The sequence below is a fragment of the Pseudomonas sp. BJP69 genome, from assembly GCF_007633355.1.
Classification (GTDB): domain Bacteria; phylum Pseudomonadota; class Gammaproteobacteria; order Pseudomonadales; family Pseudomonadaceae; genus Aquipseudomonas; species Aquipseudomonas juntendi.
Genome location: NZ_CP041933.1, coordinates 637264 through 653030 on the forward strand (window position 1 = coordinate 637264; position 15767 = coordinate 653030).

A 15767-nucleotide genomic window follows, 5' to 3' on the forward strand; every position below is an offset into this window, starting at 1 on the left:
ACAGGGGCTGGCCGGGTATTGCGCCCGGCCGGGCTGCGACCTGATGAATCACCAGGTCAGGGTTTCGCCTTTGTAATTGATGAAGCGCAGGCCGCCTGTACCGCTTTGCGCCTTGATTTGTTCAAGCATGCCGCGGGTGCTGGTGAGCACGTCGATCTCTGCGTGCTCGCCACCCATGTCGGTCTTCACCCAGCCAGGGTGCATGGCCAGAACGCACAGGTCGGGGCGTTGTTGTTCGACGACGAAGCTGTTGATCATCGAGTTCAACGCCGCCTTGCTGGCTTTGTACAAGCAGAGTTCGCCGCCGTCGGGGACAGTGACGCTGCCCAGGACCGAACTCATGAAGGCCAGCACGCCACTGCCGTTGCGAACTTGGCCGACCAGGCGGCGGGCGACGCGAATCGGGGCCACGGCATTGGTCATGAACAGGTCGCCGATGGCGTCTTTGTGCACGCTTTCAAGGTCTTGCGGCAGTGGGCCCATGACCCCGGCGTTGACGAATACCAGGTCGAATACCTGGCCTTGCAGGCGTTGCTTCAGGCCATCGAGCTGGGCGGTGTCGTTCATTTCCAGTTGCTCGATGTGCACACCAGGCACAGCTGCCAGGGCTCCGGGCTGCTGAGGGTTGCGGACGGTGGCGGTAATGCTCCAGCCGTCTTCCTGCAGGCGTTGCACCAGGCCCAGGCCGAGCCCGCGCGAGGCGCCGATGATAAGTGCGTGCTTTGCGTCAGCCATGGGGCGCTCCTTGTTGGTTTTTCGGATGGAGGTGGTTAAAAAATGTGCAGCAGCGGTAAACCCCGTGCCGCTGGGGGCTTTGCACGGTGGCGCACGGGTTATCCACAGGCTGCTCCACAGTTAATGTGTGAAACATGGGCTGACCCTGCCGGTTGTGGCGGGTGTGAGGCTGGGGATAACCTGAATTCATTCAATGCCTTGAGCCTGCCGATAGTGCCGATCAAATAATGATCAAAGCGCTAGAGGCCATGCCTGCTCTGGCTTGTAGCATGATGCCCCAAGCTTATCCACAGGCAGGCCCACAGCAGTTGTGGGCAGATTCAGCGCGCTTGCAGCAGTATACGCCCGCGGCTAAGGTCGGCCAGTTGCTGCTGCAACGCTGCGAGGTGGGCTTCACCCAGAGCGATCAACAGGTCCACGCCATTGGCTGTGAACTGCTCGTCGAGCACCAGCCCATCGACCTCGGCCAGGCGCAGTTTTACCAGTGCCAGTTCGCTGAAGCTGCAACTGCAGGCGAACTCGCTGCGCTGCACCAGCAGCCGCTTGGGGGCCTGTTGCAGGCATTTGTTGGCGCCCCCACCGTAGGCCCTGGCCAGGCCGCCCGTACCCAGCTGGATACCACCGTACCAGCGAATCACCAGGACCACGACCTGATCGCAGTCCTGCGCCTCGATCGCGGCCAGGATGGGCCGCCCGGCAGTGCCACCGGGTTCGCCGTCGTCGCTGCTGCGGTACTGCGCGCCGAGCTTCCAGGCCCAGCAGTTATGGGTGGCGGCCAGGTCGCTGTGGCGTTCGATGAAGCTCATCGCTTCGGCGGCACTGGTGACCGGCCCGGCCAGGGTGATGAAGCGGCTTTTACGGATTTCCTCGCGGTATTCGCAGAGGTCGAGCAGGGTAGAGGGCATAAATGTGGGTCAGGCAGCCGGCTTGATGCCGCAGCCCTTGAGAATGATGTGGATAAGGTTGTTGCTCGCTTCTTCCATGTCTTGCTTGGTCAGGCGGCTACGGCCGGTAACCTGGCAGATCTGGGTGGCGAAATCGGCATAGTGCTGGGTGCTGCCCCATAGCAGGAATATCAGATGCACGGGGTCTACCCGGTCCATCTTGCCGGCATCCATCCACGCCTCGAATACGGCTGCGCGGCCACGGAACCATTCGCGGTAGTCGGCACTGAAGTACTCGGTCAGGCAGGTGCCGCCGCTGATCACTTCCATGGCGAAAATACGCGATGCCTGGGGGTTGCGCCGCGAGAACTCCATCTTGGTGCGAATGTACTGGCTCAGTGCTGCACCGGGGTCGTCCTCGACGCTCAGGGCGTTGAAGGTGCTGTCCCACAGCTCGATGATGTTGCTGAGCACGGCAATGTAGAGGCCCAGCTTGTTGGTGAAGTAATAATGCAGGTTGGCCTTGGGTAAGCCTGCCTTCAGAGCAATGGTGTTCATGCTGGTGCCCTTGAAGCCATGGCGGGCAAACTCGTCTTCGGCGGCCTGGATAATGGCCTGTTCGTTCTTCTGGCGGATGCGGCCCGCGGGCTTGCCCGAGGCGGATAGGCGATGCGCAGGGACTTCTAGGGTCATGGACGATTCCGTACGGGTCAGTGGCTGCGGCTGTCGGACAAGATTACCTGCCTGTGCCAAGGTGACAAGCGTTTGCGGCAGAGACAGGCATCAGCGTGTCGCAGCCAGGCTGTCGAGAAAGCTTTCCAGGACCAGGTTGGGTCGCCTGCCTTTGCGTGTCACCCAGCTCAGGCTCAGGTCGTAGAAGCGCTCGCGCGGTTTGAGTGCCCGCAAGCGGCCCTGCTGGACCCAGAACGTGGCGTAGTGGTCGGGCAGGTAACCGATGTAGCGCCCGGTAAGGATGAGAAACGCCATGCCCTCCCGGTCCGAAGCACTGGCCGTGCAGTGCAGCGCCTGGTAATGCGCCTGGATTTCGGCCGGCAGGCGGAACGTGGGGGTGATGGCTTCCTGGCTGTTGAGGCGCTCGTCGTCGATCTGCTGGTCGTCGGCATAGAACAGTGGGTGACCGACCGCGCAGTACAGCAAGGAACGCTCGCTGTACAACGGTTGATATTCCAGGCCCGAAAGCGGGCTGGTCTGTGGCACCACGCCTACATGCAGGCTGCCGTCGAGCACGCCGTGTTCGACCTGGCTGGGCGCGATCATGCGGATCTGGATGCGCACATCGGGGCCACGGTCCTTGAGTTCGGCCAGGGCATGGGTGATGCGCATGTGCGGCAGGGTGACCAGGTTATCGGTCAGGCCGATGTTCAGCTCGCCGCGCAGATGCTGGTGCAGGCCATTGACCTCGGTACGGAAGCTTTCCAGTGCGCTGAGCAGTTGCAGGGCCGAATGATAGACCTCGCGGCCTTCCTCGGTCAGCGAGAAACCGGCGCGGCCGCGCTGGCACAGGCGCAGCCCCAGGCGTTGCTCGAGGTCGTTCATTTGCTGGCTGATGGCCGAGCGGCCGATGCCCAGCACGTTCTCGGCGGCCGAAAAACCACCGCATTCGACTACGCTGCGGTAGATCTTCAGCAGGCGGATGTCGAAGTCGCTGACCTGCGCAAGTGGATCGGGGCGTCTGCTCATTAGTTTAGTAGCGGCCTGTGTGAAGATTAGAAATGTAGGCTTTTTCAGACTCTATCCGCGTGCCAACTTAGCTGCAACCACCTCCATCGTTGCCTGATCGTCTTTCGAGGAACCGCCGATGAACATGCCTGAAACCGCCCCCGTGGGTATCGCCAGCCAGCTCAAGCTTGACGCCCACTGGATGCCGTACACGGCCAACCGCAACTTCCAGCGCGACCCGCGCCTGATCGTGGCGGCCGATGGCAACCACCTGGTCGATGACCAGGGGCGCAGGATCTTTGACGCGCTTTCCGGCCTGTGGACCTGCGGCGCCGGGCACACCCGCAAGGAAATCACCGACGCGGTGACCCGCCAGTTGGGCACGCTCGATTACTCCCCGGCGTTCCAGTTCGGCCACCCATTGTCGTTCCAGCTGGCGGAAAAGATCGCCGACCTGGTGCCAGGTAACCTGAACCACGTCTTCTATACCAACTCGGGCTCCGAGTGCGCCGACACCGCGCTGAAGATGGTGCGGGCCTACTGGCGCCTGAAAGGCCAGGCGACCAAGACCAAGATCATCGGCCGTGCCCGCGGCTACCACGGCGTGAACATCGCCGGCACCAGCCTGGGTGGGGTCAATGGCAACCGCAAGATGTTCGGCCAACTGCTGGATGTCGACCACCTGCCTCATACCGTATTGCCGGTGAACGCGTTCTCCAAAGGCATGCCCGAAGAGGGTGGCATCGCCCTTGCCGAAGAAATGCTCAAACTGATCGAGCTGCACGACGCGTCCAATATCGCCGCGGTGATCGTCGAGCCCATGGCCGGTTCCGCCGGTGTGCTGCCGCCGCCTAAGGGTTACCTCAAGCGCCTGCGTGAAATCTGCACCCAGCACAACATTCTGCTGATCTTCGACGAGGTGATTACCGGCTTCGGCCGCATGGGCGCCATGACCGGCTCGCAGGCCTTCGGCGTAACCCCGGACCTGATGTGCATCGCCAAGCAGGTGACCAACGGCGCCATTCCGATGGGCGCGGTGATTGCCAGCAGCGAGATCTACCAGACCTTCATGGACCAGCCAACGCCAGAGTACGCCGTGGAGTTCCCGCACGGTTATACCTACTCGGCCCACCCGGTGGCCTGTGCCGCGGGTATCGCTGCCTTGGACCTGCTGCAGAAGGAAAACCTGGTGCAGGCCTCCGCCGAGCTGGCACCGCACTTCGAAAAGCTGCTGCACGGCGTGAAGGGCACCAAGAACGTCGTCGATATCCGTAACTATGGCCTGGCTGGCGCGATCCAGATCGCCGCCCGTGACGGTGATGCCATTGTTCGCCCTTACGAAGCGGCGATGAAACTGTGGCGCGCGGGCTTCTATGTACGCTTTGGTGGCGACACCTTGCAGTTCGGCCCAACCTTCAACACACAGCCGCATGAACTGGACCGCCTGTTCGACGCTGTCGGCGAAACCCTGAACCTGATCGACTGATCTTTCTGATTTTGCTGCGCGGCGCGTGCGCAGACGCGCGCCGGCCTCTACCTTCTTCATCTGGAGTTTTGCATGAGCATTGTTCAGCACCTGATTCACGGCGAGCTGGTTACCAAGGGTGAGCGCACCGCCGATGTCTTCAACCCATCCACCGGCCAGGCCGTGCGCAAAGTCGAGCTGGCCAGCCGCGCGACCGTGCAGGAAGCGATTGATTCGGCCAAGGCGGCGTTCCCAGCTTGGCGCAATACGCCACCGGCCAAGCGGGCTCAGGTGATGTTCCGCTTCAAGCAACTGCTGGAGCAGAATGAAGCGCGCATTTCGCAAATGATCAGCGAAGAGCATGGCAAGACGCTGGAAGACGCCGCTGGCGAACTGAAGCGTGGTATCGAGAACGTCGAGTTTGCCTGCGCCGCGCCTGAAGTGCTCAAAGGCGAGTACAGCCGCAACGTGGGCCCGAACATCGATGCCTGGTCTGATTTCCAGCCGTTGGGTGTGGTTGCCGGTATTACGCCGTTCAACTTCCCGGCCATGGTGCCGCTGTGGATGTACCCGCTGGCGATTGCCTGTGGTAACGCCTTCATTCTCAAGCCGTCCGAACGTGACCCTAGCTCCACCCTGTTCATCGCCCAGTTGCTGCTGGAGGCCGGTCTGCCGAAGGGCATCCTCAACGTGGTGCACGGTGACAAGGAAGCGGTGGATGCGTTGATCGAAGCGCCGGAAGTAAAAGCGCTCAGTTTTGTGGGTTCTACGCCGATTGCCGAGTACATCTATGCCGAGGGCACCAAGCGCGGCAAGCGCGTGCAAGCCCTGGGTGGTGCCAAGAACCATGCGGTACTGATGCCGGACGCCGACCTGGATAACGCGGTCAGCGCACTGATGGGGGCGGCCTACGGTTCGTGTGGCGAGCGCTGCATGGCCATTTCGGTGGCGGTGTGCGTGGGTGACCAGGTGGCTGATGCGCTGATCGCCAAGCTGCAACCGCAGATCAAAGCCTTGAAGATTGGTGCAGGCACTTCGTGCGGTCTGGACATGGGGCCACTGGTCACTGCCGCTGCGCGTGACAAGGTGGTGGGCTACATCGATGAGGGCGTTGCAGCGGGGGCCGAGCTGGTGGTGGATGGCCGTGGCTTCCGAGTGGCCGGGAATGAAGATGGCTACTTCGTGGGCGGTACCTTGTTCGACAAGGTCACGCCAGAGATGCGTATCTATAAAGAAGAGATTTTCGGCCCGGTACTGTGCGTGGTGCGGGTCAACAGCCTGGAACAGGCCATGCAACTGATCAACGATCATGAATATGGCAACGGCACGTGCATCTTCACCCGTGACGGTGAGGCCGCGCGTTTGTTCTGCGACGAAATCGAAGTGGGCATGGTGGGGGTCAATGTTCCGCTGCCGGTGCCGGTGGCGTATCACAGCTTTGGTGGTTGGAAACGTTCGTTGTTCGGTGACCTGCATGCGTACGGGCCGGACGGGGTGCGCTTCTATACCCGTCGCAAGGCAATTACCCAGCGTTGGCCGCAGCGGGCCAGCCATGAAGCATCGCAGTTTGCGTTCCCAAGCTTGTAAGGGGTGAGGGGGAGCGGGGAGGCCGGTAGGCCTCCCCGTTTTGCTTTTTAGGGTTTTCTTGAAATTAAAGGTTGACGCCCTCTCGAATCCCCTTATAATGCGCCCCACTTCCAGCGACAACGGAACGAAAAACTCCTTGAAATTCAATGAGTTAATCGATTCGGAAGGCGCTGTAAGGGCTACGATCGAATGATCGAAAGCGGTTGAGATGATGGTTGACAGCGCTTCTAAACGCTGTATGATTCGCCTCCCGCTACGAGAGATCGCAGCGAGTCAAGTGTTTGAAGCTAAACGAGTTTCTCGCAAAAAACTTCAAAATAAACGCTTGACAGCAAATGAGGAAAGCGTAGAATGCGCGCCTCGGTTGAGACGAAACACTCTTAACCAACCGCTCTTTAACAAATCGAATCAAGCAATTCGTGTGGGTGCTTGTGAGTACGGACTGATAGTCAAAAAGATTATCAGCATCACAAGTGGCCATGCGAGAAATCACATAGTCATTTGAGATTGCTGAGCCAAGTTTAGGGTTTCTTAAAAACCCAAGCAGTATTGAACTGAAGAGTTTGATCATGGCTCAGATTGAACGCTGGCGGCAGGCCTAACACATGCAAGTCGAGCGGATGACGGGAGCTTGCTCCTTGATTCAGCGGCGGACGGGTGAGTAATGCCTAGGAATCTGCCTGGTAGTGGGGGACAACGTTTCGAAAGGAACGCTAATACCGCATACGTCCTACGGGAGAAAGCAGGGGACCTTCGGGCCTTGCGCTATCAGATGAGCCTAGGTCGGATTAGCTTGTTGGTGAGGTAATGGCTCACCAAGGCGACGATCCGTAACTGGTCTGAGAGGATGATCAGTCACACTGGAACTGAGACACGGTCCAGACTCCTACGGGAGGCAGCAGTGGGGAATATTGGACAATGGGCGAAAGCCTGATCCAGCCATGCCGCGTGTGTGAAGAAGGTCTTCGGATTGTAAAGCACTTTAAGTTGGGAGGAAGGGCAGTAAGTTAATACCTTGCTGTTTTGACGTTACCGACAGAATAAGCACCGGCTAACTCTGTGCCAGCAGCCGCGGTAATACAGAGGGTGCAAGCGTTAATCGGAATTACTGGGCGTAAAGCGCGCGTAGGTGGTTTGTTAAGTTGGATGTGAAAGCCCCGGGCTCAACCTGGGAACTGCATCCAAAACTGGCAAGCTAGAGTACGGTAGAGGGTGGTGGAATTTCCTGTGTAGCGGTGAAATGCGTAGATATAGGAAGGAACACCAGTGGCGAAGGCGACCACCTGGACTGATACTGACACTGAGGTGCGAAAGCGTGGGGAGCAAACAGGATTAGATACCCTGGTAGTCCACGCCGTAAACGATGTCAACTAGCCGTTGGAATCCTTGAGATTTTAGTGGCGCAGCTAACGCATTAAGTTGACCGCCTGGGGAGTACGGCCGCAAGGTTAAAACTCAAATGAATTGACGGGGGCCCGCACAAGCGGTGGAGCATGTGGTTTAATTCGAAGCAACGCGAAGAACCTTACCAGGCCTTGACATGCAGAGAACTTTCCAGAGATGGATTGGTGCCTTCGGGAACTCTGACACAGGTGCTGCATGGCTGTCGTCAGCTCGTGTCGTGAGATGTTGGGTTAAGTCCCGTAACGAGCGCAACCCTTGTCCTTAGTTACCAGCACGTTATGGTGGGCACTCTAAGGAGACTGCCGGTGACAAACCGGAGGAAGGTGGGGATGACGTCAAGTCATCATGGCCCTTACGGCCTGGGCTACACACGTGCTACAATGGTCGGTACAGAGGGTTGCCAAGCCGCGAGGTGGAGCTAATCTCACAAAACCGATCGTAGTCCGGATCGCAGTCTGCAACTCGACTGCGTGAAGTCGGAATCGCTAGTAATCGCGAATCAGAATGTCGCGGTGAATACGTTCCCGGGCCTTGTACACACCGCCCGTCACACCATGGGAGTGGGTTGCACCAGAAGTAGCTAGTCTAACCTTCGGGAGGACGGTTACCACGGTGTGATTCATGACTGGGGTGAAGTCGTAACAAGGTAGCCGTAGGGGAACCTGCGGCTGGATCACCTCCTTAATCGACGACATCAGCCTGCTGATGAGCTCCCACACGAATTGCTTGATTCATTTGCTGATGAGAATTCAGAAATGAACATTCGTTGATGAATGTTGATTTCTGACTTTTGTCAGACCGTTCTTTAAAAATTCGGATATGTGATAGATATAGACTGACATGCACTTTCACTGGTGCGTGATCAGGCTAAGGTAAAATTTGTGAGTTCTGCTCTTAACTGAGCGAAATGCGAATTTTCGGCGAATGTCGTCTTCACAGTATAACCAGATTGCTTGGGGTTATATGGTCAAGTGAAGAAGCGCATACGGTGGATGCCTTGGCAGTCAGAGGCGATGAAAGACGTGGTAGCCTGCGATAAGCTTTGGGGAGTCGGCAAACAGACTGTGATCCAGAGATCTCTGAATGGGGGAACCCACTCAGCATAAGCTGAGTATCTTGTACTGAATACATAGGTGCAAGAGGCGAACCAGGGGAACTGAAACATCTAAGTACCCTGAGGAAAAGAAATCAACCGAGATTCCCTTAGTAGTGGCGAGCGAACGGGGACCAGCCCTTAAGTTGGTTTGAGATTAGTGGAACGCTCTGGAAAGTGCGGCCATAGTGGGTGATAGCCCCGTACACGAAAATCTCTTATCAATGAAATCGAGTAGGACGGAGCACGAGAAACTTTGTCTGAATATGGGGGGACCATCCTCCAAGGCTAAATACTACTGACTGACCGATAGTGAACCAGTACCGTGAGGGAAAGGCGAAAAGAACCCCGGAGAGGGGAGTGAAATAGAACCTGAAACCGTATGCGTACAAGCAGTGGGAGCCTACTTTGTTAGGTGACTGCGTACCTTTTGTATAATGGGTCAGCGACTTATATTCAGTGGCGAGCTTAACCGAATAGGGGAGGCGTAGCGAAAGCGAGTCTTAATAGGGCGTTTAGTCGCTGGGTATAGACCCGAAACCGGGCGATCTATCCATGGGCAGGTTGAAGGTTAGGTAACACTGACTGGAGGACCGAACCGACTACCGTTGAAAAGTTAGCGGATGACCTGTGGATCGGAGTGAAAGGCTAATCAAGCTCGGAGATAGCTGGTTCTCCTCGAAAGCTATTTAGGTAGCGCCTCATGTATCACTGTAGGGGGTAGAGCACTGTTTCGGCTAGGGGGTCATCCCGACTTACCAAACCGATGCAAACTCCGAATACCTACAAGTGCCGAGCATGGGAGACACACGGCGGGTGCTAACGTCCGTCGTGAAAAGGGAAACAACCCAGACCGTCAGCTAAGGTCCCAAAGTCATGGTTAAGTGGGAAACGATGTGGGAAGGCTTAGACAGCTAGGAGGTTGGCTTAGAAGCAGCCACCCTTTAAAGAAAGCGTAATAGCTCACTAGTCGAGTCGGCCTGCGCGGAAGATGTAACGGGGCTCAAACCATGCACCGAAGCTACGGGTATCACCTTTTGGTGATGCGGTAGAGGAGCGTTCTGTAAGCCTGTGAAGGTGAGTTGAGAAGCTTGCTGGAGGTATCAGAAGTGCGAATGCTGACATGAGTAACGACAATGCGAGTGAAAAACTCGCACGCCGAAAGACCAAGGTTTCCTGCGCAACGTTAATCGACGCAGGGTTAGTCGGTCCCTAAGGCGAGGCTGAAAAGCGTAGTCGATGGAAAACAGGTTAATATTCCTGTACTTCCAGTTATTGCGATGGAGGGACGGAGAAGGTTAGGCCAGCCTGGCGTTGGTTGTCCAGGTTTAAGGTGGTAGGCTGGAATCTTAGGCAAATCCGGGATTTCAAGGCCGAGAGCTGATGACGAGTTGCCTTTAGGCGACGAAGTGGTTGATACCATGCTTCCAAGAAAAGCTCCTAAGCTTCAGATAACTGGGAACCGTACCCCAAACCGACACAGGTGGTTAGGTAGAGAATACCAAGGCGCTTGAGAGAACTCGGGTGAAGGAACTAGGCAAAATGGCACCGTAACTTCGGGAGAAGGTGCGCCGGCGAGGGTGAAGGACTTGCTCCGTAAGCTCATGCCGGTCGAAGATACCAGGCCGCTGCGACTGTTTATTAAAAACACAGCACTCTGCAAACACGAAAGTGGACGTATAGGGTGTGACGCCTGCCCGGTGCCGGAAGGTTAATTGATGGGGTTAGCGCAAGCGAAGCTCTTGATCGAAGCCCCGGTAAACGGCGGCCGTAACTATAACGGTCCTAAGGTAGCGAAATTCCTTGTCGGGTAAGTTCCGACCTGCACGAATGGCGTAACGATGGCGGCGCTGTCTCCACCCGAGACTCAGTGAAATTGAAATCGCTGTGAAGATGCAGTGTATCCGCGGCTAGACGGAAAGACCCCGTGAACCTTTACTATAGCTTTGCACTGGACTTTGAATTTGCTTGTGTAGGATAGGTGGGAGGCTTTGAAGTGGGGACGCCAGTTCTCATGGAGCCATCCTTGAAATACCACCCTGGCAACTTTGAGGTTCTAACTCAGGTCCGTCATCCGGATCGAGGACAGTGTATGGTGGGTAGTTTGACTGGGGCGGTCTCCTCCCAAAGAGTAACGGAGGAGTACGAAGGTGCGCTCAGACCGGTCGGAAATCGGTCGTAGAGTATAAAGGCAAAAGCGCGCTTGACTGCGAGACAAACACGTCGAGCAGGTACGAAAGTAGGTCTTAGTGATCCGGTGGTTCTGTATGGAAGGGCCATCGCTCAACGGATAAAAGGTACTCCGGGGATAACAGGCTGATACCGCCCAAGAGTTCATATCGACGGCGGTGTTTGGCACCTCGATGTCGGCTCATCACATCCTGGGGCTGAAGCCGGTCCCAAGGGTATGGCTGTTCGCCATTTAAAGTGGTACGCGAGCTGGGTTTAGAACGTCGTGAGACAGTTCGGTCCCTATCTGCCGTGGACGTTTGAGATTTGAGAGGGGCTGCTCCTAGTACGAGAGGACCGGAGTGGACGAACCTCTGGTGTTCCGGTTGTCACGCCAGTGGCATTGCCGGGTAGCTATGTTCGGAAGAGATAACCGCTGAAAGCATCTAAGCGGGAAACTTGCCTCAAGATGAGATCTCACTGGGATCTTGAATCCCCTAAAGGGCCGTCGAAGACTACGACGTTGATAGGTTGGGTGTGTAAGCGCTGTGAGGCGTTGAGCTAACCAATACTAATTGCCCGTGAGGCTTGACCATATAACACCCAAGCAATTTGCTAGCGCAGATTGCGGTGGTGAAGATGACATGAACCGAAAGTTCGCAAGGCATCACAAACATCACATATCCGAATTCGCTGGGCTGTTCAACTGGACATTCTGGCTACAGAATTTCTTGACGACCATAGAGCATTGGAACCACCTGATCCCATCCCGAACTCAGTAGTGAAACGATGCATCGCCGATGGTAGTGTGGGGTTTCCCCATGTGAGAGTAGGTCATCGTCAAGATTCATTTCGCAAAACCCCTATCTGCACATGCAGGTAGGGGTTTTGTCTTTGTGCTCCAAAAAAGTCCCCTGGCCTCACAACAATCCCTGTGGGAGCGGGGGCGCCCGCGAACACCGGTGCAGCCGGTGCCATTCACCGCGCCGTGCGCTTCACCGGCACGCCGGCTCCCACAATTCGAGCCAGAACACTAGAATAGGCCCACGCACCTACTCAGAAGTACTCCATGTCCAATCCCGTCGAACCTGAATCGCTGGCCCGGTTGCCGCTGGAAGAGCTTGTGGCCTGCCACGAATGTGACCTGCTGCTGCGCAAGCCCGTGTTACAGCATGGTGAAAAGGCCCTCTGCCCGCGCTGCGGTTACGAGCTGTATGCTCACCGGCACAATGTGGTCAATCGCAGCCTGGCCCTGGTACTGACGGCCTTGTTGCTGTTCGTGCCAGCCAATTTTCTGCCCATCATGCAGCTGCACCTGCTTGGCCAAACGTCTGACGATACTGTCTGGAGTGGTGTGCTAGGCCTGTACAACTCGGAAATGCGTGGCGTGGCGGTGGTGGTTTTCCTTTGCAGCATGGCTATTCCATTAACCAAGTTGCTGTGCCAACTGGCTGTATTGCTGAGTATTCGCCTGAACGTGGGGCGCGGTTTGGGCCTGCTGTTCTACCGTATCTATCACCACCTGCGCGATTGGGGCATGCTCGAGGTCTATTTCATGGGTGTACTGGTGGCCATCGTCAAGCTGGTCGACCTGGCTGAATTGACCGTAGGGTTGGGGTTGTTCTGTTTTATCAGCCTGTTGTTGATCCAGGTTTGGCTGGAAGTGGTGATGTCACCGCACCAGATCTGGAGTGCGCTATCGGGGGAGGACCTGCATGCGGGCGATTGATGCGGGCATTCTGGTCTGCAATGAATGCCATGAGCTGAACCGGCAGGCGCCGGACAGTAAATCGCAAAGCTGCACACGTTGTGGCGCTGTAGTGCATGCGCGGCGTCCGAACAGCATCATGCGCACCTGGGCGCTGCTGATTGCCGCGTCGATCCTGTATATCCCGGCCAACGTGTTGCCCATCATGACCGTGAGTACCCTCGGCCAAGGCAGCCCGGACACGATCATGTCCGGGGTCATTACCTTGCTCAAGCACGGCATGGTGCCGATCGCTGCAGTGGTGTTTATTGCCAGCATCCTGGTGCCGACCTTCAAGCTGGTAGGCATCGGTTTGCTGCTGTACTCCGTACAACGGCGGCAGCCGCTTTCGGCCCGGCAACGGATATTCATGTACCGCTTCATCGAATTCATCGGGCGCTGGTCCATGCTGGATATCTTCGTCATTGCCATTCTTGTGGCAGTGGTGAATTTCGGCCGAATAGCCAGTGTCGAAGCCAATTTGGGCGCCGTCGCCTTCGCAACTGTGGTGATCCTGACAATGTTTGCTGCTTTAACTTTCGATCCCCGACTGATTTGGGATAACACGGAGTCGGATGACGACCATGAGTGACCTGCCAACGGCTAAAACCCGCCCAGCCTCGAACTGGTCGGCCATCTGGATCCTGCCTTTGATCGCCTTGATGATCGGTGGTTGGCTCGCTTGGCAGGCTTACCGCCAGGCCGGTGTGGAGATTGAAGTGCGCTTCGAGTCGGGCGACGGGATCGTCGCCAACAAGACCGAGGTGATCTACAAAGGGATGCCGGTTGGCAAGGTGAAGAGCCTGGTGCTCGATGCCGAGGGTGAGAACCAGGGTGTTATCGCCACGATCGAAATGAACAAGGATGCCGAGCCGCATCTGACCAAGGGGACGCGCTTCTGGCTGGTGAAGCCCAGTGTCACCCTGGCAGGCATTTCAGGCCTGGAAACCCTGGTGTCTGGTAACTACATCGCAGTCAGCCCGGGCGAAGGTGAGCCTACCAAGCGCTTTACCGCGCTGAAGGTGGCGCCGCCACTGTCGGACAGCGAACCTGGCCTGCATCTTGTACTCAAGGCTGAACGGCTAGGTTCGCTCAACCGTGACAGCCCAGTGTTCTATAAACAGATCCAGGTCGGCCGGGTGAAGAGTTATCGCCTGTCCGAAGACCAGAGCACGGTGGAGGTAAAAATATTCATCGAGCCGGCTTACGCCAGCCTGGTGCGCAAACACACGCGCTTCTGGAATGCCAGCGGGGTAAGCATCGACGCTTCGCTTTCGGGTGTGAAAGTGCGTAGCGAGTCGCTGTCGAGCATCGTTGCCGGGGGTATCGCCTTTGCAACCCCGGAGTATCGCAAGGACAGCCCGCCAACCGACCCCAGCCTGCCGTTCCGCCTGTATGAAGACTTCGATGCAGCTCAGGCGGGGATCCGGGTCAAGGTCAAGCTTACCGATTACGAAGGCCTGCAGGCGGGCCGTACCCCGGTCATGTACAAAGGCATCCAGGTTGGCTCGCTGAAAACGCTGAAGATGGAAGACAACCTGGCCAGCGCTTCGGCCGAGCTGACACTGGACCCGCTCACCGAGGACTACCTGGTGGAAGGGACCCAGTTCTGGGTGGTCAAGCCTTCGATTTCCCTGGCGGGTATCACGGGGCTGGAGGCGCTGGTAAAAGGTAACTACATCGCCATTCGCCCCGGCGAAAAGGGCGCGCGGCCAGAGCGCGAGTTCGAGGCGCGTGCCAAGGCGCCGCCGCTGGACCTCAAGGCGCCTGGCCTGCACATGGTGCTGTTCGCCGACACCCTCGGTTCGCTGGAGGTCGGCAGCCCGGTGATGTATCGCCAGGTCAAAGTGGGGAGCGTGCAAAGCTATCAGTTCGCCCGCAACAGTAACCGCATCCTCATTGGTGTGCACATCGAGAAAGAATACGAAAAACTGGTCAACGGTTCGTCGCGCTTCTGGAACGCCAGCGGTATTACCCTGACTGGCGGCTTGTCGGGCATCAAGGTGAAGAGTGAGTCGCTGCAAACGCTGATGGCCGGTGGCATTGCCTTCGACACGCCGCGTGCGGATGTTCCGCTGAAGCGGCACATTCCGCGCTTCCGGCTGCACGAGAGCCAAGAGGCGGTGAACCGTGCGGGCACCTTGATCACCATCCGTGTCGACCGCGCGGATGGCCTGAAGCCAGGTACAGCGATTCGCTTCCGGGGCCTGGATGTGGGCAGCATCGAGAGCGTCGACTTGACCAATGACCTGCAGGCGGTGCTGCTGCGGGCGCGTATCACCGAAGCGGCAAATCGTATCGCCCGGGCCGGGACGCAGTTCTGGGTGGTCAAACCTGCGTTTGGCCTGGTGCGCACTGAGAACCTGGATACCCTGGTGACCGGGCAGTACCTGGAGGTGCAGCCGGCCACCAAAGACCGCGGGCCGCAAAGTGACTTCATTGCGCTGCCCGAGGCGCCGCAGGTGGCTGGGCCAGAGGTCGGCCTGCCGTTGACACTCAGTGCACCACGCCGTGGCTCGATCAAGCCCGGGGTGCCCGTTACTTACCGCGAGGTAGCCGTGGGTAAGGTGACAGGCTTCGAGCTTGGGCAGAGTGCTGACCGCGTGCTGATCCATATCCTGATCGAGCCGCGTTATGCCGCGCTGGTGCGCAGTGGCAGCCGTTTCTGGAACACCAGCGGCTTCGGCTTCGACTGGGGGCTGTTCAAAGGCGCGACCGTGCGCACCGAGTCGCTGGAAACCGTGATCGATGGTGGCATCGCCTTCGCAACGCCGGACGGCGAGCGGATGGGTAACCCGGCCCGGCCGCAGCAGACCTTCGCCTTGTTCGACAAGGCCGAGGACGAGTGGCTGCAATGGGCGCCGAAGATTCAGTTAGGCAAGTAACAGCAGGCAATCACAGTCACTGGGGCTGCTTTGCAGCCCGGTGGCGACCAAGGCCGCCCCTGCAAAATTGCGGTTACACCTTGGCGCATGCCCAAATCGCAGGCAACAAAAAGCCGAC

At 57.7% G+C, this 15767-nt stretch carries 9 protein-coding genes and 3 rRNA genes; 8 read left to right on the plus strand and 4 right to left on the minus strand.

Going from position 1 to position 15767, the window contains the following annotated elements; translation table 11 throughout:
* Positions 1-48: 48 nt before the first annotated feature.
* The 4 genes from FPB55_RS02995 to FPB55_RS03010 form a co-directional block, all read right to left on the minus strand.
* Positions 49-735, minus strand: coding sequence for an SDR family oxidoreductase (locus tag FPB55_RS02995; protein WP_009685800.1), 687 nt, complete (start codon positions 733-735; stop codon positions 49-51).
* Between the two features lie 320 nt (positions 736-1055).
* Complete coding sequence (locus FPB55_RS03000) at positions 1056-1640, minus strand: YigZ family protein (protein WP_009685801.1); 585 nt, start codon at positions 1638-1640, stop codon at positions 1056-1058.
* 9 nt (positions 1641-1649) lie between these two features.
* On the minus strand, positions 1650-2312 hold the full coding sequence (locus FPB55_RS03005) for a TetR/AcrR family transcriptional regulator (protein ID WP_009685802.1): 663 nt from the start codon (positions 2310-2312) through the stop codon (positions 1650-1652).
* Positions 2313-2402: 90 nt separating this feature from the next.
* Positions 2403-3320, minus strand: coding sequence for a LysR family transcriptional regulator (locus FPB55_RS03010; protein WP_009685803.1), 918 nt, complete (start codon positions 3318-3320; stop codon positions 2403-2405).
* A gap of 118 nt (positions 3321-3438) precedes the next feature.
* On the opposite strand from FPB55_RS03010, the gene FPB55_RS03015 reads away from it, so the two are divergent.
* From FPB55_RS03015 to FPB55_RS03055, 8 genes are all read left to right on the plus strand, one after another.
* Positions 3439-4785: an aspartate aminotransferase family protein gene (locus FPB55_RS03015; RefSeq protein ID WP_009685804.1), complete on the plus strand. Its 1347-nt coding sequence runs from the start codon at positions 3439-3441 to the stop codon at positions 4783-4785.
* A 72-nt stretch (positions 4786-4857) separates the two neighbouring features.
* Positions 4858-6351: a CoA-acylating methylmalonate-semialdehyde dehydrogenase gene (locus FPB55_RS03020; RefSeq protein ID WP_009685805.1), complete on the plus strand. Its 1494-nt coding sequence runs from the start codon at positions 4858-4860 to the stop codon at positions 6349-6351.
* 551 nt (positions 6352-6902) lie between these two features.
* A 16S ribosomal RNA gene (locus FPB55_RS03025) occupies positions 6903-8439 on the plus strand.
* A 281-nt stretch (positions 8440-8720) separates the two neighbouring features.
* Positions 8721-11613 (plus strand): 23S ribosomal RNA (locus tag FPB55_RS03030).
* 134 nt (positions 11614-11747) lie between these two features.
* A 5S ribosomal RNA gene (rrf, locus tag FPB55_RS03035) occupies positions 11748-11863 on the plus strand.
* Together the 16S, 23S and 5S rRNA genes form the textbook arrangement of a ribosomal RNA operon.
* Before the next feature lie 223 nt (positions 11864-12086).
* On the plus strand, positions 12087-12746 hold the full coding sequence (locus tag FPB55_RS03045; RefSeq protein WP_009682077.1) for a paraquat-inducible protein A: 660 nt from the start codon (positions 12087-12089) through the stop codon (positions 12744-12746).
* Positions 12733-13356: a paraquat-inducible protein A gene (locus FPB55_RS03050; RefSeq protein ID WP_009682078.1), complete on the plus strand. Its 624-nt coding sequence runs from the start codon at positions 12733-12735 to the stop codon at positions 13354-13356. The genes FPB55_RS03045 and FPB55_RS03050 overlap by 14 nt, the downstream gene beginning before the upstream one ends.
* The gene (locus FPB55_RS03055) at positions 13349-15649 is read left to right on the plus strand and encodes an MlaD family protein (protein WP_009682079.1); all 2301 of its coding nucleotides are present in this window, start codon (positions 13349-13351) and stop codon (positions 15647-15649) included. The genes FPB55_RS03050 and FPB55_RS03055 overlap by 8 nt, the downstream gene beginning before the upstream one ends.
* Positions 15650-15767 lie beyond the last annotated feature (118 nt).